Origin of the sequence: Streptomyces capitiformicae, from assembly GCF_002214185.1 — a bacterium.
GTDB classification, from domain to species: domain Bacteria; phylum Actinomycetota; class Actinomycetes; order Streptomycetales; family Streptomycetaceae; genus Streptomyces; species Streptomyces capitiformicae.
This window is the reverse complement of record NZ_CP022161.1, coordinates 6,699,883-6,716,603: the sequence shown is the minus strand read 5'-3', so window position 1 is coordinate 6,716,603 and position 16,721 is coordinate 6,699,883. Positions and strand designations below refer to the sequence as shown.

General features: G+C 70.5%; 15 protein-coding genes. 9 read left to right on the top strand and 6 right to left on the bottom strand.

Going from position 1 to position 16,721, the window contains the following annotated elements:
- The first annotated feature begins 56 nt into the window (after positions 1–56).
- On the top strand, positions 57–551 hold the full coding sequence (locus CES90_RS29865) for a nucleoside deaminase (RefSeq protein WP_189786946.1): 495 nt from the start codon (positions 57–59) through the stop codon (positions 549–551).
- Positions 552–624: 73 nt separating this feature from the next.
- Positions 625–1,794, top strand: a complete 1,170-nt coding sequence (locus CES90_RS29860) for an acyltransferase family protein (RefSeq protein WP_229914296.1) — start codon at positions 625–627, stop codon at positions 1,792–1,794.
- On the opposite strand, the gene CES90_RS29855 is transcribed toward CES90_RS29860, so the two are convergent.
- The gene (locus tag CES90_RS29855) at positions 1,772–2,620 is read right to left on the bottom strand and encodes a GNAT family N-acetyltransferase (protein ID WP_189786945.1); all 849 of its coding nucleotides are present in this window, start codon (positions 2,618–2,620) and stop codon (positions 1,772–1,774) included. The genes CES90_RS29860 and CES90_RS29855 overlap by 23 nt on opposite strands.
- Positions 2,621–2,931: 311 nt before the next feature.
- On the opposite strand from CES90_RS29855, the gene CES90_RS29850 reads away from it, so the two are divergent.
- The 3 genes from CES90_RS29850 to CES90_RS29840 all read left to right on the top strand — a co-directional run bounded on the left by CES90_RS29850 (position 2,932) and on the right by CES90_RS29840 (position 6,462).
- Positions 2,932–4,590, top strand: coding sequence for an alpha/beta hydrolase (locus tag CES90_RS29850; RefSeq protein WP_189786944.1), 1,659 nt, complete (start codon positions 2,932–2,934; stop codon positions 4,588–4,590).
- Positions 4,591–4,716: 126 nt separating this feature from the next.
- Positions 4,717–5,247 (top strand): DUF4232 domain-containing protein, encoded by a 531-nt coding sequence (locus CES90_RS29845; RefSeq protein ID WP_189786943.1) that lies wholly within the window; start codon positions 4,717–4,719, stop codon positions 5,245–5,247.
- Between the two features lie 117 nt (positions 5,248–5,364).
- Positions 5,365–6,462 (top strand): baeRF3 domain-containing protein, encoded by a 1,098-nt coding sequence (locus CES90_RS29840; RefSeq protein WP_189786942.1) that lies wholly within the window; start codon positions 5,365–5,367, stop codon positions 6,460–6,462.
- A gap of 89 nt (positions 6,463–6,551) precedes the next feature.
- Here the strand turns inward: CES90_RS29840 and CES90_RS29835 are convergent, their stop codons facing one another.
- Complete coding sequence (locus tag CES90_RS29835; RefSeq protein ID WP_189786941.1) at positions 6,552–6,965, bottom strand: SsgA family sporulation/cell division regulator; 414 nt, start codon at positions 6,963–6,965, stop codon at positions 6,552–6,554.
- A 424-nt stretch (positions 6,966–7,389) separates the two neighbouring features.
- Between CES90_RS29835 and CES90_RS29830 the strand changes: the two genes are divergently transcribed.
- The gene (locus CES90_RS29830) at positions 7,390–8,823 is read left to right on the top strand and encodes a PP2C family protein-serine/threonine phosphatase (protein ID WP_189786940.1); all 1,434 of its coding nucleotides are present in this window, start codon (positions 7,390–7,392) and stop codon (positions 8,821–8,823) included.
- 43 nt (positions 8,824–8,866) lie between these two features.
- Here CES90_RS29830 and CES90_RS29825 read toward each other — a convergent pair whose 3' ends face one another.
- A complete protein-coding gene (locus CES90_RS29825; protein ID WP_189786939.1) occupies positions 8,867–10,363 on the bottom strand; it encodes a DNA-binding protein NsdB in 1,497 nt (498 codons plus the stop codon).
- A 245-nt stretch (positions 10,364–10,608) separates the two neighbouring features.
- Here CES90_RS29825 and CES90_RS29820 point away from each other — a divergent pair, with 245 nt between their 5' ends.
- Positions 10,609–11,766: an aminoglycoside phosphotransferase family protein gene (locus CES90_RS29820; protein WP_189786938.1), complete on the top strand. Its 1,158-nt coding sequence runs from the start codon at positions 10,609–10,611 to the stop codon at positions 11,764–11,766.
- Between the two features lie 199 nt (positions 11,767–11,965).
- Positions 11,966–13,930, top strand: a complete 1,965-nt coding sequence (locus tag CES90_RS29815; RefSeq protein ID WP_189786937.1) for an N-acetylmuramoyl-L-alanine amidase — start codon at positions 11,966–11,968, stop codon at positions 13,928–13,930.
- A gap of 74 nt (positions 13,931–14,004) precedes the next feature.
- Here CES90_RS29815 and CES90_RS29810 read toward each other — a convergent pair whose 3' ends face one another.
- Both CES90_RS29810 and CES90_RS29805 read right to left on the bottom strand, forming a co-directional pair.
- Positions 14,005–14,502 carry a hypothetical protein gene (locus CES90_RS29810; protein WP_189786936.1) on the bottom strand — a complete coding sequence of 166 codons (498 nt, stop codon included), beginning with the start codon at positions 14,500–14,502 and terminating at the stop codon, positions 14,005–14,007.
- Positions 14,503–14,666: 164 nt separating this feature from the next.
- Positions 14,667–15,272: a CGNR zinc finger domain-containing protein gene (locus CES90_RS29805; protein ID WP_189786935.1), complete on the bottom strand. Its 606-nt coding sequence runs from the start codon at positions 15,270–15,272 to the stop codon at positions 14,667–14,669.
- Between the two features lie 166 nt (positions 15,273–15,438).
- Between CES90_RS29805 and CES90_RS29800 the strand changes: the two genes are divergently transcribed.
- A complete protein-coding gene (locus tag CES90_RS29800) occupies positions 15,439–16,365 on the top strand; it encodes a transglutaminase-like domain-containing protein (protein WP_189786934.1) in 927 nt (308 codons plus the stop codon).
- 54 nt (positions 16,366–16,419) lie between these two features.
- Here CES90_RS29800 and CES90_RS29795 read toward each other — a convergent pair whose 3' ends face one another.
- Positions 16,420–16,665: a DUF397 domain-containing protein gene (locus tag CES90_RS29795; RefSeq protein WP_189786933.1), complete on the bottom strand. Its 246-nt coding sequence runs from the start codon at positions 16,663–16,665 to the stop codon at positions 16,420–16,422.
- Positions 16,666–16,721: the final 56 nt, after the last annotated feature.

Here is a 16,721-nt window from a genome sequence, read left to right as displayed (position 1 = left end):
ACTAGGGTGCCCTCTCGGAGCGCAGATGAGCGGTCGGTGAGGAGGGGCGTACGACCATGGTGAATTCGTCCGAACTGGTGTATCTGCGGCGCTGTGTGGAGCTCGCGGCCGATGCGCTGCAGGCCGGTGACGAACCGTTCGGCTCGGTTCTCGTCGGTGCCGACGGCACGGTTTTGGCCGAGGACCACAACCGGGTGGCCGGCGGCGACCGCACCCGCCACCCCGAGTTCGCGCTGGCCCGCTGGTCGGCTGCCCGGCTCACTCCCGAGGAGCGCGCGGCGGCGACCGTGTACACGTCGGGTGAGCACTGTCCGATGTGTGCGGCGGCCCATGCCTGGGTGGGCCTGGGTCGTATCGTGTATGTCGCATCCTCCGCGCAACTCTCCGCTTGGCTGGGCGAGTTGGAGGTACCCGAGCCGCCGGTGCGGACGCTGCCCGTGCAGGAGGTCGCGCCCGGGGTGACGGTCGAGGGGCCGGTGCCGGAGCTGGTCGAGGAGGTACGCGCCCTGCACCACCGGTTCCACGCCGCAACGAGCGGCCACGTTCGGTGACGACGAGTGAGAGTGGCGAGACGGGGCAGGCGCCCCGGGAAGTCCGTTGTCGTTGTCCGGAGACCTTCTGTCGATGTCTGAAGACGTGGTGCAGCACACCCGCCCCGCCGCCCCCGCGGCCCCGCCCGACCGGGACCGGCCGGCGGCGAGACCCGCCTCGCGGGACCCGTACTTCGACAATGCGAAGTACCTCACCATCGTCCTGGTGGCCTGCGGACACGCGTGGGAGCCGCTGACATACGGCAGCCGGGCCGCGACGGCCGCGTATCTCACCGTGTACGCCTTCCACATGCCGGCCTTCGCGCTGATCTCCGGATACTTCTCGCGGAGCTTCGACATGGCGCCCGGTCGGCTCAAGCGGCTGCTGACGGGTGTGGTGCTGCCGTATGTGGTGTTCGAGACGGCGTACACGCTGTTCTACCGGTGGGCCGAGGACGATCCGGGTTATCCGCTGAGTCTGCTGGATCCCTGGTACGTGATGTGGTTCCTGGTCGCGCTGTTCATCTGGCGGCTGACCACTCCGCTGTGGCTGATGCTGCGGCACCCGGTGCCGGTTGCCCTGGGGCTCGCGATGCTGGCGGCGGTCTCACCGGATCTCGGCGGCGACATCTCGATCCAGCGGGTGCTGGGGTTCCTGCCGTTCTTCGTGCTGGGTCTGACCCTGCGCGCCGAGCACTTCGAACGGTTGCGCACCCGTCGTGTACGGCTGTGCGCGCTGCCGGTCGGCCTGGGGGCGCTGGTGGCGGCGTACTGGGTGGCGCCGTGGTTCGACGCGGGCTGGTTCTACCACCGGGGCAGCGTCACCGGTCAGGGCGCGCCCCGCTGGGCGGGGCTGCTCACCACGCCCGCCCTGTTCTGCCTGGCGCTGCTGCTGACGGCCGCCTTCCTGGCCTGGGTGCCACGACGGCACCTGTGGTTCACGGCGCTGGGCGCGGGCACGATGTACGGCTATCTCCTGCACGGCTTCGTGATCAAGTGGGCCCGCTTCCGGGACTGGTACGCCGCCGACTGGCTGCACACGCCGCTCGGGCAACTGGCTGTCACGGCCATGGCGGTCGGCGGCATCACCCTGCTGAGCACCTCACCCGTACGGACCGTGCTGCGCTGTGTCGTCGAGCCGCGCATGGAGTGGGCATTCCAGAAGGGGGACACCGCCCAGTCACCCGAGAAGGGGGACACCGCCCAGTCACCCGAGAAGGGTGGTGACGCCGGCCCCTCCCCTAGCCGAGCTCCAGGGTCGTGACCCCGAAGACGCGCTCCTCGGCGTACGGCCGGATCGGGCCCGTGTACATCCGGGCCGTCTCGAAGGAGGGCGTCAGCCCGTACTCCTCGGCCAGGGCGACGGCGGCCGCGTTCGGCTCGGGCACGTCGATGGCGAACTCACGGCCCGCGGCCTCGGCGGCGAGTCCGGCGAGGAGGGCCCTGGCGTCCGCGGCGGTGTCGGCGAACAGCGGGCCGATGCGCAGGGCGTCCCGGCCGGGACGGATGACGCCGTAGCCGGTGAGCCGTCCGTCGACCACGCGCGCCAGGGCGCGGTGTCCGTCGGTGCTCAGCCAGCGTTCCAGGAAACGGGGCCGGTCGGCGGGACAGCAGGCGCTGTCGTAGGCCTCCACCGCCCGGGCGTCCTCGATGGGCCGGACATCGGCGGGCACGTCCGCCTCGGGTGCCGTGCCCGAGTAGCGGAAGGTGCGGTGGGCGAACTCGAAGCCGGACTGCCGGTAGTTGTCCTGCTGCGCGGTCACTCCGTCGAGGCCGACCGTGCGGCCGACCGCGTGGCCGAGAGCGGACTTCCAGGTGGTGAGGCCGTAGCCGCGGCCGCGCAGGTCCGGGCGTACGAGGTAGAAGCCGAGGAAGGCGTAGTCGGCGCCGTAGGTGACGACGGAGACGGCCGTGACCGGTTCTCCGTCGAGCCTGCCGATGAAAAAGCCCTCGGGGTCCTGTGCGAAGAAGCACGACGGGTCCGAGAGCCCCGGGTTCCAGCCCTCGTCCCCCGCCCATCGGGCGACCACCGTCCAGTCGTCGAGCGTGGCGCGGGTGACGACGAGGTCCTGAGGCCCGGGAGAGGTCATCTGTGCGCTCCTTCGACGAGGTCGCGAGTGCGGCGACGGGTGCGGTGGTCGGACGCACCCCGGGCAGCATCCTCGTCGAAGCGGCTCGCGGTCGCGACGCCGGAAATGGCCACGATCGCGGGGCGACGCGCCTTCCGGACCGAGTTCACGCGTACGGGTGAGGCGGCACGGTCGTCGTACGGCGGTGGCGGGGCGCAGGGTACGGCACTTCCGTCCCTCCCGCTCGCCGGGAGGCGTGGGCGGATGGGCCCGCTTATCGTGATCCGGGGGTTGTCCCCGGCCGCCTCGGCCGGGTGTCCCTGGAGGCACGTATGCGGTCCACGCACAGACGGCATCCGCTCGCCGAAGCCGCGGTGGCGGTGCTGGCCCTGCTGGCGGCCTGTCTGCCGGTCACGGCGGCGGAAGCCGACAGCAAGCAGGACGACAAGCAGCCCGACCTGACCCGTTTCTACGACCAGAAGATCAAGTGGACCAGGTGCGGGGGCGAAGAGATGCCCAAGGACCTGAGGTGCGGCAAGGTCACCGTGCCGCTCGACTACGCCCGCCCCGGCGCCGGAACGCTCGACCTGGCGCTCGCGCGCTACCGGGCGACGGGCGACTCGCGCGGCTCCCTGCTGCTGAACTTCGGCGGCCCAGGCGGCCCGGGCGTCCCCGAACTCGCCTACGGCGGCAAGGAGTTCATGGATCTCACGAACGGCTACGACGTCGTCTCGTTCGACCCGCGCGGCGTCGGCCGGTCCTCCCCCGTCAGCTGCGGCGACGGCACCGAGCAGGCCCTGGAGGCGACTGACGACGGCGAGGACTCGGCCGATCCGCAGACCGCGCTCAAGCAGCTGAAGAAGGCCGCCGACGCGTGCGCGAAACACTCCGGTCCGGTCCTGCCCCACATCGGCACGCTCAACGTCTCCCGCGACCTGGACGTGATGCGCGCCGCGCTCGGCGACAAGAAGCTCAACTACCTCGGTTTCTCGTACGGGACGCGGCTGGGCGCGGTGTACGCGACGCAGTTCCCCGGCAAGGTCGGGCGGATGGTCCTGGACGGCGTGGACAGCCTCACCGAACCGCTGTCCGAGCAGGGCCTGGTGGCCGCAGAGGGGCAGCAGACCGCGCTGGAGGACTACCTCGAGGCGTGCACCGAGCAGGTGACGTGTCCGTTCGGGCAGGATGCCCGGTCGGCCCGCGAGCAGGTCGTCCAGCTGGTCGAATCGCTGGACGAGTACCCCGTACCGGCGGGCCTCGGACAGGAGTTCTCGGGCCAGGACCTCGTGGGCGCCATCGGCCAGGCCCTGTACAGCGAACAGATGTGGCCCGTGCTCACCCAGGCGCTCAACATGCTCGTCCACGACGGCGACACCCGGGGCGTCATGGCCCTCGCGGGCGGCGGCTTCACCGCCCCGACCCGCCCGAACGCGCCGCCCCGCCCGTACGCCCCTGCCGAGCCCAGCGCCGCCGGCACGCCCAGTCCGGACGGGGACGGCGGGCTCGTCGACGCGGAGGACGTCCCGCTCGACAATCCCCCCGCCGCGCTGATGGCGGTCAACTGCGCCGACGACCCGGACCGGCCCACCGCCGACCAGATCACCGAGGACATCGAGAACCTGCGGACGGCGTACGAGAAGGCCTCCCCGGTCTTCGGCCAGTACCGCCTCGCTCAGGTGCTGTTGTGCTACGGCCGTCCCAAGGGCACCGACTTCATCCGCGAGAAGGTGCGCGACGTCGACACCCCGAAGATGCTGCTCGTGGGCACCCGGGGCGACCCGGCGACCCCGTACCGCTGGACCGTGGAGACGGCCGAGCGGCTCGGCTCCTCGGCGGTCGTCCTCGACAACAAGGGCAAGGGGCACACCGGGTACGCCTCGTCGACGTGCGTGCACGAGAAGGTCGACGACTTCCTGCTCTTCGGGACGCTGCCGGACGACGGGAGTTCCTGCGGGCCCGACGACCGACGTTCCTCCGGGCCCCGCGGCTGATGTATCAGGCCTGTAACACGGGGAGCCCTGGTACAACCTCGCCCGCGGCTCGCTCGTCACACTGGGTGTGCGTCGCTTTTCGCGCGTGCCGTACCCGTACGTGACCAAAACTGGGGGAATTAACCGATGCGTATCCGTTCCGTCCTCGCCTTCTCGACCGCGGTGACCGCCGGCGCCGCGATGCTGATCACCGCCGCTCCGTTGAGTCTGGCCGCCCAGCCGGCCGCCAAGACCCCCGTCTGCAAGGCGAAGGTCCTGAAGTTGGGGGCCAAGCAGGCGAAGGACGCGAGGATCGTGCACATCACCGTCAAGAACACCAGCGGCCGCACCTGCACCATCGACCGCCTGCCCGTCGTCACCTTCGGCGACCTCGACGGCGCGGCCCAGCCGGTGCCCTCCGGTGAGAGCGGACCGTACAAGGTCGGCGCCGGGAAGACGGTGTACGCCGCGGTCCGTACGATCGCCGACCTGAAGGACCCGGAGGCCCGTCGCGTCGGCACGATCACCGTGTCCGCCAACCCGGCCTACAACGGCCGTACCTTCACCGCGAAGCAGCTCGGCGCGAGCAAGAAGGTGAAGGTCTGGGAGCCGGTGACGACCTGGTGGAAGCCGTCCAAGGCCGCCGCCGACAAGGCGCTGAAGAAGGCTGTCGGCTGACCTTCACGGCACACGTACTCGCGACATCGCCCGTCGCGCACGCACCGGCGAAGGTGCGCGCCGACGGGCGCTGTCGCGAGAAATGCCCGGTGGGCGAATCAGTCCTATCGTGAAGTCATGGAGCACGCTCTCAGTCCCGCGACCCTCACCGAGCTACGCCGCCCGCGGCCCTATCCCGCGGTGTCGGTGCTCACGCCGACGCATCGCCGGGAACCGGAGAACACGCAGGATCCGGTCCGGTTGCGCAATGTGCTCGCCGAGGCGAAGAAGCAGCTGGAGCAGGATCCCGCGGTCACGCGGGAGCGACGCAACGACGTCGTCGAACAGCTGGACAAGGCGCTGGCCGAGGTGGATCTGGCGCACACCGAGGAAGGCCTGGTGATCTTCGCGGCGCCGGGTGAGCACCAGGTCTGGTCACTGGCGCGTACGGTGCCGGAGCGTGTGGTGCTCTCGGACACCTTCCTGACCCGGAACCTGGTGGCCGCGCAGGCCGCCGAGCGGCCGTTCTGGGTGCTCTCGGTCTCCCCCGACCGGGTCGCGCTGTGGAACGGCGGCGGCGACCGTGTCACCGAGGCGCGCGTCGGCGGTTTCCCGCTGACCAGGAGCCGCGACAACTTCGACGCCGAGCGGCAGGAGCAGATCGGCGACATGCCGAGCACCTTCCGCGACGAGGACACCCGGCATTTCCTGAAGGACGCCGACACCGCGATGGGCCGGGTGCTGCGCACGGACCCACGGCCCCTGTACGTCACCGGTGAGACGGCGGCGTTGTCCCTCCTCGACGAGATCGGCACCGTCTCCAAGGACGCCGGCCACATCCCGTACGGCGGCCTCGCGCACGGCACCCCGGACGCCGTCTGGCAGGCGGTGCGGCCGCTGGTCGCCGCGGAGGACGCCAGGAACGTCGACGTCGTGGCCCGGCGGCTCGAAGCGGCCCGTGGCCAGAAGGCGTTCGCCGCCGGTGTCGACGAGGTCCGGCAGAACGCGGAGCAGGGCCGCATCCAGCTCCTGGCCGTGGAGGAGAACTACCGGGTGACCGTCCGCTCCAACGACGGCGGTCACCTCGTACCGGCCGAGAGCGGGGACCTCGACGCCCGCGAGGACATCGTGGACGAGATCGTCGAACAGTGTCTGGACACCGGCGCCGAGGTGCGCTTCGTCCCCGACGGCACACTCGGCGACGCGCTGGGCATCGCCGGCGTACTGCGGTACTAGGGCCTGTCGTCACATTCCCGTCGTCGCCCGGAGGGCGGCCCCGCGCCCGCGGCAGCGGCTGATGTCCGCGTAGGTGCGTGCTCCTCCCGTCAGACACCGTCGAAGAGGGCGGTCAGCCCCCGGTCGACAGCGGGGCCCAGCCGTTCGCTGCCGGCGCCGACGACCGCGAAGGTGCGCAGCAGGAAGCGCTGGAGGGCGGGGGTGTCGAACTGGAGCAGGGCCATGCCGTGGGGGGAGTGCAGTTCCACGACCGTGCGGGCGCGGCCGGAGGGCCATATGTGCACGTCGCCGCTCCCGGCGGGTTTCCGTAGCCCCTCCTCCAGCAGTTCGCGGCCGAAGGTCCAGGTCACCATGGAACCGTTGAGCGAGATGTCGGCCGGGAAGTCGATGTGCACGGCGAGCGGGTCGTCCGAGGCGTAGCGCAGGGTGGCGGGCACCGGCAGCTCGCGGTCCTCGGCGGTGACCAGGAGGACTCGTGCGGGCTGTTCCAGCGTGACGGTCATGCGCGCTCTCCGTTTCGGATCAAGTCGGCCGTGTGCCGACATACCTGTTCGACCTCGCGAAGGGCTTTCGCTTGTCGCACCTCTCCCGGATTCACCATGTGACCCATGTCACCCATGCCATCCGGGAGCAGACCCGCTCATGCGGTCGAGGAGAATCACGCACACACCCTTCGAACATGAGAATGAGAAGAACGCCGAGCGCGCGCGACAATCCGTCAAGTCACGTACGATCTCTACGTCTTGAGCCCTGTGAACGCGTATCGACCCGCCGTGGCGGACCCGGCTCGCAAGGACGGCGGCATATGCCAGAAGCACCGCCGTATCGGGTCTTGCCAAATCCCTTACAGCGCGTCGCGGGCTGTGCAACAGTCGTAACCGGCCCTTCCGTCAGCGTTGGTCGCATCGACCCCCATCGGAGTACGTGATGCCGTCGCATCTCTCTGCGGATCGTCCCGCCGCCCAGCCGCCCCGGCGCGGCACGGTCGACGCGCTCATCTCGCAGACGCGGCGGCTGCGCGGGGACGTGGACGCCGTACGGCGTGAGGCTCCGGTGGACGGGACGGACCCCGAGGGCCGATGGCAGCGGGCCCTCTGCGATCTGGCGCTGCATCAACTCAGGGATCTCGACGAACACTTGGCCCAGCTGCGGGACGGGCCGGCCGAAGCGGCCGCGCCCGAGGCGGCGCCCGACACCCCGGCCGTGCCCGTCGCGCCGCCCCGTCCCGACTCGCTGCTCAGCCGGGTGGGCAGCGCCGAGTGGAACCTGCTGACGGACGAGGCCAGTTGGTCCGGGGAGTTGTACCAGATCCTCGGACGCGACCCCGCCGCGCCGCCGCTCACCCTCGACGAGCTGCCGTCACTGGTGCTGGACGAGGACCGGCCGAAGCTGACGGCGATGGTCACGGACTGTCTGATCGACGCGAAGCGCATCGACGGGGAGTTCCGGTTCGTGCTCCCCGACGGTGGAGTGCGCACCGTGCACATGATGGGCGAGCCCGTGCTCGACGACGACGGCAGTACCGCCTCGATGTGGGCCGTACTGCGGGACGTCAGCGAACTGCGGCGCAGCCAGCGGGCGGTGAGCGAGACCCGTGACTCGCTTCAGCGCCGGCGGCACATGGCGCAGACCGAGCACCGGCTTGCGGTCGAGTTACAGGAAGCCGTGCTGCCGCCGTGGCGCGGCTCCCTGCGACTCCCGCAACACGGCCCCGGGACGCTGGAGCTCGCCGCCCACTATCTGCCGTCCGCGACGAGCGCGCTGATCGGCGGCGACTGGTACGACGCCCTCGAATTACCGGGTGGGGAAAGCCTGTTGAGCGTCGGCGATCTCACCGGGCACGGCGTCACCGTCACCTCGGGCATGGCGATGCTGATCGGGGCACTGCGCGGTATGGCGATGGCCGGCACCGAGCCGGGCCGGCTCATGGCCTGCCTCAACCGGTTACTGGACACCACCGTGCAACCGGCGCTCGGCAGCGCCGTCTGCTGCCGCTACCGGCCCGCGACCCGCACCCTCGTCTGGGCGCAGGCAGGGCACCCCGCCCCGCTGCTGTTCCGCGACGGGACGGGGTGCGCGTTGACATCGCCGGACGGCGTGCTGCTCGGAGCGACCTCGGGTGCCGTCTACGGGCAGGCCGAAGTGCGGCTCGAACAGGGCGACCTGCTGCTTCTGCACACCGATGGACTGGTCCCCCGGCGCAACAGCAGAACGGCGGCCGTCCAGCGGCTGTTGGACCTGGCCCCACGGTTCGGCGAGGCGCGTTCGGCCCAGGACTGTGTGCGGACAGTGGTGGAAGAGTTCGGCGAGACCGAGCGCGAGGACGATGCCTGCGTACTCGTCGCCAGGGTCAGCTCCTGAGCTCCTCGTCAGTTCCTGGTCCCGGCGCCGACGTGATGCTCCCCTACGCCGACGCGATGTCGCCTTTGTTCTTCACCGTGCCCTTGGGCAGGGCGAGCTTGATCTCCTCCCGCAGTTCCCGGATCTTCGGATGGTCGGCGTACGCACCGGTCAGCTCGTACATCTGGCCAAGGCGGTCCCAGGTGCGGTGGGAGGAGTTGGTCCCCATCGCCTTGAGGGCGTCACGGGCGTAGCGGTCCCCCTGTTCGGGATCGCCGTCGATGAAGCACGCCGACGCCATGGACAGATAGTCGAAGATCTTCGACCGCTGCCGGCCGTCGACGCGCAGCGCGAGGGCCTTCTCCGCATAGTGCTGGCTGTGCCTTGCCACGCTCGGATCGTGCTCCGCGAGGGTGCGGTAGGACAGGGCCTGCATGCCGTACAGGTCCTCTTCCTTGAACGTCGACATCCAGCTCGGCAGGGCCTCGTCCGTGCGGTCGGAGACGAACAGGTCCTCCGCCTGGCCGAGGGTGCGCCGCATGGCCTGGCCCTTGCCCATGGAGGCATGCGCCCACGCCTCGACTGTGTAGAGCATGGCCTTGGTGCGCGGCAGCACCTGGTCGCCGGAGCCGGACTGGGCGAGCTTCATGAGGTCGAGCGCCTCGTCGGGCTTACCCAGGTGGACCAGTTGACGGGCCGCCCGGGAGAGGGCCTCGCCGGCGCGCGGCCGGTCGCCGCCCTCCCTGGCGGCGTGGGCGGCGATGACGAAGTACTTCTGGGCGGTGGCTTCCAGGCCGACGTCGTGCGACATCCAGCCCGCGAGGACCGCGAGGTCGGCCGCGACGCCCCACAGGCGCCGCTGGAGATGGTCGGAGTGGCGGTAGGAGAGCATGCCCCCCACCTCGTTGAGCTGGCCCACGACCGCCTTGCGCTGCAGCCCGCCGCCGCGGGCGGCGTCCCAGGCCCGGAACACCTCGACCGAGCGCTCCAGTTCCTCGACCTCCTGCGAGCCGATGGGTGCGGCCTCGTAGCGCTCGTACCCGGCCGGGTCGGCGTGCAGGGGGTTGTCGATAACAGGAGCGTCGTCCTTCAGTGCCGGATCGGTGTGCAGCCAGTCGTGCATGGCGCTGCTGAGTACGGATCCCGCGGTGAGCGCGGCACCCGCGCCCACCAAACCGCGTCGGTTGAGCATGAGGTCCATTCCCGTGAATTCGGTGAGGACCGCGGCTGTTCGTTCGGGCGTCCACGGCACGCCGTCGGGGTGTTCCACACTCCCGCGGCCCTGTCGCTTCCCCGGACGCCCGTGCCGCACCAGACCGAGGTCCTCGATGGTCACGACACGGCCGAGACGCTCGGTGAACAGCGCCGCCAGCACCCGCGGCACGGGATCGCGCGGGATCTCTCCCATGTCGATCCAACGCCGTACCCGTGAGGTGTCGGTCGCCAGCTGGGGGTGGCCCATGGCCGCCGCCTGCCGGTTGACCAGCCTCGCGAGCTCTCCCTTCGACCAGCCGGCCAGGCCGAACAGGTCTGAGAGTCGGGTGTTGGGTTGTCCGCTCACGTCAAGCCCCCAGGGTTCTCGGCTGAGTTGAATGTAGCCCGCTGTCAGTTGCTCGGGGACTATTCGCCAGGCTTCGCCAGGGTGCGCTACATGGTGTGCCACTGCCCCTCCGTTGTCAGGTAGGAAAGCGCCACCCCGGCCCGGTCGCCCGCCCGACAGACACATGCACTCCCCAGGGTGCATCTGGACGGCCGGGCCGGGTAGCGCGTCACATCGCAGGCACACGAAGGGATCTGTATTCCCCCATGTACGCAGCATCGTCGTACGCAGCATCGTCCTCCGTGTCCGCCCCGCCCCGGCCGCTCACCACCCCCCGTCAGCCGGGCAGCGGCGGCCCCTACCTCGACCCCACGCGTACGTCGGCTCCCGTACTCGGCGCCGGCCGCAGGCGCGTTCCGGGGCTCGGCACCCAACCGCTCAGCGGGAGACTCGACTTGTCCGGCCCTCAGGGCGCGCAGCTGCGCACGGCGATCGCTTCGGTGCATCGCATCTGCCCGGAGTTCGCTCCGGTCCAGGTGCTGCGCCGAAGCGGCCGCTCGGTGCTGCTCGTCGGAACGACAGGGCGCAGCACGGCCGTCGCCAAGTGTTTACTGGACCACTCCCCCATCTGGGAGGAGCGGATCAGGCATGAAATAGCCGCATACCGCTCGTTCGTCCGGCACCGCCCACCCGTGCGGGCGCCGAGACTGATCGCGGCGGACCCGGACAACTGCACCTTGGTCATCGAGCGGATGCCGGGCCGGGTGGCCGCCCTGCAGCGGCATCCGGTGGAGGCGCCGCCGCGCGCCGACATCCGGGCGGCGCTCGGAGCGATCTGTCGGCTCAACGCGTGGCGGCCTCCGGCGGGGATGTTCGCCGCCCCGCTGGACTACGCGGAGCGGATCTCCCGTTTCCATGAGCTGGGTCTGCTGACCGACCGGGACCTGGGCGATCTGCAGAAGCTTCTGCACGGCATCGCGCACGCCTCGGGCCGTCAGGGCATGGGCCAGTTCTGCCACGGCGACGCCCTGCTGTCGAACGTCCTGCTCTCACCGGCCGGTCCAGTGCTGGTGGACTGGGAACACGCGGGGTGGTATCTGCCGGGGTACGACCTGGCGACGCTGTGGGCGGTGCTCGGGGACGCCCCGGTGGCGCGGCGGCAGATCAGTCAGCTGGCGCAGTCGGCGGGCCCGGCCTCGCGTGACGCCTTCCTGGTGAACCTGATGCTCGTACTGACCCGTGAGATCCGTACCTACGAGACGGCCGTGCAGCGTTCGATGCACGACGCGACCCCGGCGGCACCGGGCCCGGCCCACCCGGCTGCTGCGCCGTCCGGCGAGGAACAGCGGCTGCTGCTGAGGCGGCTGCACGACGACTGCCAGATGGCCCGCAAGGCCGTACGGGCGGCGGTCGGTACTCGCTGAGGGGAAAGGGAGGTCCGCGGTGTGCCCCTGGACACGGGCGCGCCGCGGACCTTCGTCTTTGGCCGGCGTCATTGGCCGGGTAAAGCGGCTCTGCCGGGCATGATTGACGGATCGTCGGCCGACCGACAGCACTCGACAGCACTGGTGCGCGTTCGGTCCCGCACGCCCCGCCAACGCCCTACCGTTCCAGGAGGCCGCCTTGCGAGGATCCCCCACCGACCGCAGGCCCACCCCTCACCCCGGACGCGCCCGCACAGCGGCTGCCGTATCGGCTGTGTTGCTGTTCCCTCTGTTGGGCGCGGCCCCGCCCGAAGCCCGCCCCTCCTCGGCCGGTCTGCAGCACGCGTTCGCGGCCGCGTCCGCCGCGTACGACGTACCGCGCAGTGTTCTGCTCGGCGTCTCCTACCTCCAGTCCCGCTGGGACGCGCACGACGGAGCGCCCAGTGTCACCGGCGGCTACGGCCCGATGCACCTGACCGACGCGGCGACGGCCCTGGCTGAGGCCCCGCACCACAGCGAGGGCACGGAGGACGCCCGCGGCGACGACTCCAGGGCCCCGCTGATCCCCGAGGCGGACCTGCCCGAGGACTCCGAACTGCCGCCCCGGCTGCGGACGTTGGTGAGAGCCGCAAAACTGACCGGGCTCCCGGCACGGACGCTGCGCTCCGACGCCGAGGCCAATGTGGCGGGCGGTGCCGCGCTGCTGGCGGCCGCGCAGCGGGAGCTGGGCGAGCGGTCGAGCGCCGATCCGGCGGACTGGTACGGGGCGGTGGCGCTCTTCTCCGGCGCCGACGACCGGGCGACGGCGGCGGCGTACGCGGACGAGGTGTTCGCGGTGATCCGGGCCGGCGCCGAGCGCGTCACGGATGCCGGTGAGCGGGTGACGCTCTCCCCGGAGCCCGGGCTGCGGCCCGACACCGCGCAGCTGTCCCGGGCCGGGCTCCGCGCGCCGGCGGCGGGTGCCACGGAGTGCCCGACGACGGTGTCCTGCGAGTGGATCCCGGCGCCGTACGAGGAGTTCGGCGACAAGGACTACGGCAACCACGACCTGGCCGACCGGCCGAAGTCCCAGGCCATCCGCTACATCGTGGTCCACGACACCGAGGCCACCTGGGACACCACGTTGAAGCTGGTCCAGGACCCGACCTATGTCTCGTGGCACTATTCGCTGCGCTCCACGGACGGGCACATCGCCCAGCATGTGAAGAACAAGGACGTGGGCTGGCACGCCGGCAACTGGTACGTCAACGCGAAGTCGATCGGTCTGGAGCACGAGGGCTTCCTCGCCTCGCCGGACGCCTGGTACACGGAGGCGATGTACCGGACGTCGGCGCGGCTGGTGAAGTATCTCGCCGGGAAGTACCGCATTCCGCTCGACCGTCAGCACATCCTGGGCCACGACACCGTGCCGGGCCCGACGACGCCGACGATCCCGGGCATGCACACCGATCCGGGCCCGTACTGGGACTGGCAGCACTACTTCGAGCTGCTGGGCAAGCCGTTCGGGCCGACGGCGGACAAGAACAGCGGCATGGTCACCATCCTGCCCAACTATCCTGACAACAGGCCCGAGTTCACGGGTTGCGCCGGCACAGGTCAGCCTTGCGCGGTGCACGGTTCCAGCGCGGTACGGCTGTACAGCGGGCCCGACGTGACCTCTCCTCTGATCAAGGACATCGGGCTGCGGCCGGACGGCAGCGCCTCGACGATCGGTGTGAACGACCTCGGTTCGCGGGTCTCCACCGGCCAGCAGTACGCGGTCGCCGAGCGCCGCGGTGACTGGACGGCGATCTGGTACCTGGGGCAGAAGGCCTGGTTCCAGAACCCCGAGGCTCGGCCGACGGCGGTCGGCGCGGCCGGTCCGGTCGTGACGCCCAGGAACGGGCTGACCGGGATCCCGGTGTACGGCCGGGCCTACCCGGAGAAGGAGGCGTACCCCGCAGGGGTGCCCGCCCAGGCGGTGTCCCCGCTGCCGTACAAGCTCCTGAAGGGTCAGAGGTACGTCGCCGGTGACGTGCTGCCGGGCGAGTACTACTACGCCGTCTCCTTCGACACGGCCTCGCACAAGGTCGTGGTCGGGAAGGACCTCTACTACGAGATCCAGTTCGGCCACCGGGTGGCGTTCGTGCGGGCGGCGGACGTACGGGTGCTGCCGGCCGCGTGAGGACGACGAGCGGACGAAAGACGGAAGGGCCGGGTTTCGCACCCGGCCCTTCCGTCTTTCGTCCTCGCTTTTCCTCAGCCCTGCTGGAACAGCTCCGCCGGAAGCGGCTTGAGCAGCGCGTAGAGGTCGTCGGTGATGGGGCGGTCCCAGGCGGCGATGGTCACCAGGACCTTGTCGCTGCGGTCGAACTGGACGCAGGAGATCCGCGACTCGGAGAGCTTGAGGCGGCGGACGATCAGGAGGTTGTCGCCCTGCATCACCGGCATGTCCTCGGACCCGACGACGGTGATGTCCTCCTCGTTCTCCAGCGCCAGCAGCAGCTGGGCCACCTCGAAGGGGATCTCGCCCTCGGTGACCTCGCGCGCCGGGGAGCCTTCCGGGAGGTTGCCGATGATCATCGCGGGGCCGCGGCCGCCGTACAGGTCGTAGCGCAGGAAGACGCCCTGGCAGCTGCCGTCGGGGGCGGGCAGCAGGCCCGCGCCGAGATTGCCCGGCCAGTCGCCCGGGTCCATGGCCAGTACGTCGAAATCGGGGCCGGCAGGGGTGGCGCTACGGCGGCGGAGGAAGGACATGCCGCAATGGTACGGGGTGCCGTCCGGCGGTGGGGCCGAGGGAGCGTCGGGGTTGGCGAAGACCGTTTTTTGGGTGCGGGTGGTCTGTGGCTGATCGCGCCCACGCGGCGGAGCCGCACATCAGCACAGCCCCGCGCCCCTTGGTTGGGCAACGCTTCCCTTGGCTATGAGCTCGCGATCTCTTTGTGGCGGGCGTGGTGGCGGGCTACTCGGGCTCGGTTGCCGCAGGAAGGTTTGCACCACTCCTGGCGGGGGTGTTCCTTGAGGAAGTAGCGGACGCAGCGTGGTGCGTGGCAGGCGCGTAGGCGTTGCCGTTCGGGGCTCGCGAGGAAGGCGATGGCGGCACGGGCGAGGGCGGCGGTGAGCGGGGCTGCGGCGGTCGCGGGCGCGTGGTGCACGACGGGTCCGGAGGCTGGGCTCCAGGACAGCACGGGGACGGTCGGGGCGAGGGCGGCTGCTTCGTTGAGGCGTGTCAGGGCTTCGGGGACGGGGAGCAGTCGGGTGGCGTCGGCGGGGCTGGGCTCGCCGGGGCTGACGGCACGGGCGAACAGGGACCGGACGGCGGCGCGGAGCTCGCGTACGGCGGTGAGAGTGGCCTCGTCGGCGGTGAAGTGGGCCGCCTCCGCCAGGATGTCCGTGTGGGCCCGGACCCAGGTGGCGAGCCCGGCGGGGTCGGTCAGGTCGTCGGCGACGCCGCCGTGGCCATCGTGGCGGACGGTCAGGGCGAGGTCCAGGGCGAGCCGCGCGTCCGCGCTGATCGAGTACTCCATGGCGCTAATGATAAGGGAGCCTCCATCCATTAAATGGAATCACCGAGCAATTACCCAGGAAATTCCGGCACGCGGAATTGTGGACAATTGCCGGTGAATTTTGGCACGGTGAAGCGAACCGGCCCACTAATCGAACGTGTGGCCGATTCTCTCTGGGGGTTCCGTCATGCCACCCGCACACCTCGCACCGGACGTCGCCGCGTTCTACTCCACGCAGAGCGCGTTCGCCGATCCGGGCGACCTCGCCCCGCTCTACGCGGATCTGCCGAGCGATCCCGCCCAACTCGCGCGTGTCGCACGGGATCTGATGATCCATCGGGGCGAGGGCGCGACGTTCGGCTACGCCACTCCGCAGGACCGGCTGCACAACGACGCCGAGACGCGCTACCTCGACGACATCCTGCGGATCGTGGTCGAGCGGAACGACGCACCGCTGTCGCGGCGCCGCGCACCCGAGGACCGTTTCGTCGGTGTCTGCCGTGATTTCGCGCTGCTGCACTGCTCGCTGCTGCGCCACATCGGCGTGCCCGCCCGGCTGCGGTCCGGCTTCGCGACGTATTTCGGCAACAACGGTTTCCACTGCGACCATGTGGTCACCGAGTACTGGGATCCCGCGCGGGGCTGGCTGTTCGCCGACGCTCAGCTCACCGAGCCGTTGATCGTCGACGCCTGGAAGATCGACTTCGATCCGATGGATGTGCCGCGCGACCGTTTCCTCGTCGCGGGCAAGGCCTGGCAGGCCATCCGGGCGGGCGAGGCAGACCCCCGGGCCTTCGGCCTGCACCCGCCGGAGGAAGGGCCGATGTTCGGCGAGTGGTTCGTCGCGGGGAACGTACGGCTCGACCTCGCGGCCCTGAACAAGGTCGAGACACTGCTGTGGGACATCTGGGGCACCGAGACCGAGACCGAGGCCGGCCAGGAACTCACGAACCCGGTCCGCGAGCTGTACGACCAGGTGTCGCCGGTGGTGGGTGACGAGGTGCCGTTCGCCGAGATGCGCGAGCTGTTCGCGGGTCACGAGGGGCTGCGGACCCCGAGGACCGTACTGTCGCTCGCGCCGTACAACGGCCCGCGCGAGGTGGTCCTCCGCTGACGTCTCCCCGTCGGCGGACGGCTCCAGCCGTCCACCGACGGGACACACGCTCTCTCAGGTCAGGTCGAACTCGCCCTCCCTGGCCCCGGATACGAAGGCGCCCCACTCGGCGGGGGTGAAGATCAGCGAGGGGCTCTCGGGACGGCCGCTGTTGCGCATGGCGATGAAGCCCTCGACAAAGGCGATCTGGACGTCTCCCCTGCCTTGGCTGCTGGACCGCCAGTCCGCGTTGCTGAGGTCCAGCTCCGCCGGCTTGTGCCAGCCGTCGAGCGATCGCTGCTCCATGGTGCTCTCGGCCACGTCCGTGCTCCTCCCGGTTCGTCGTCCGCCCGCCAGACTAGCGATCGGTCACCGCC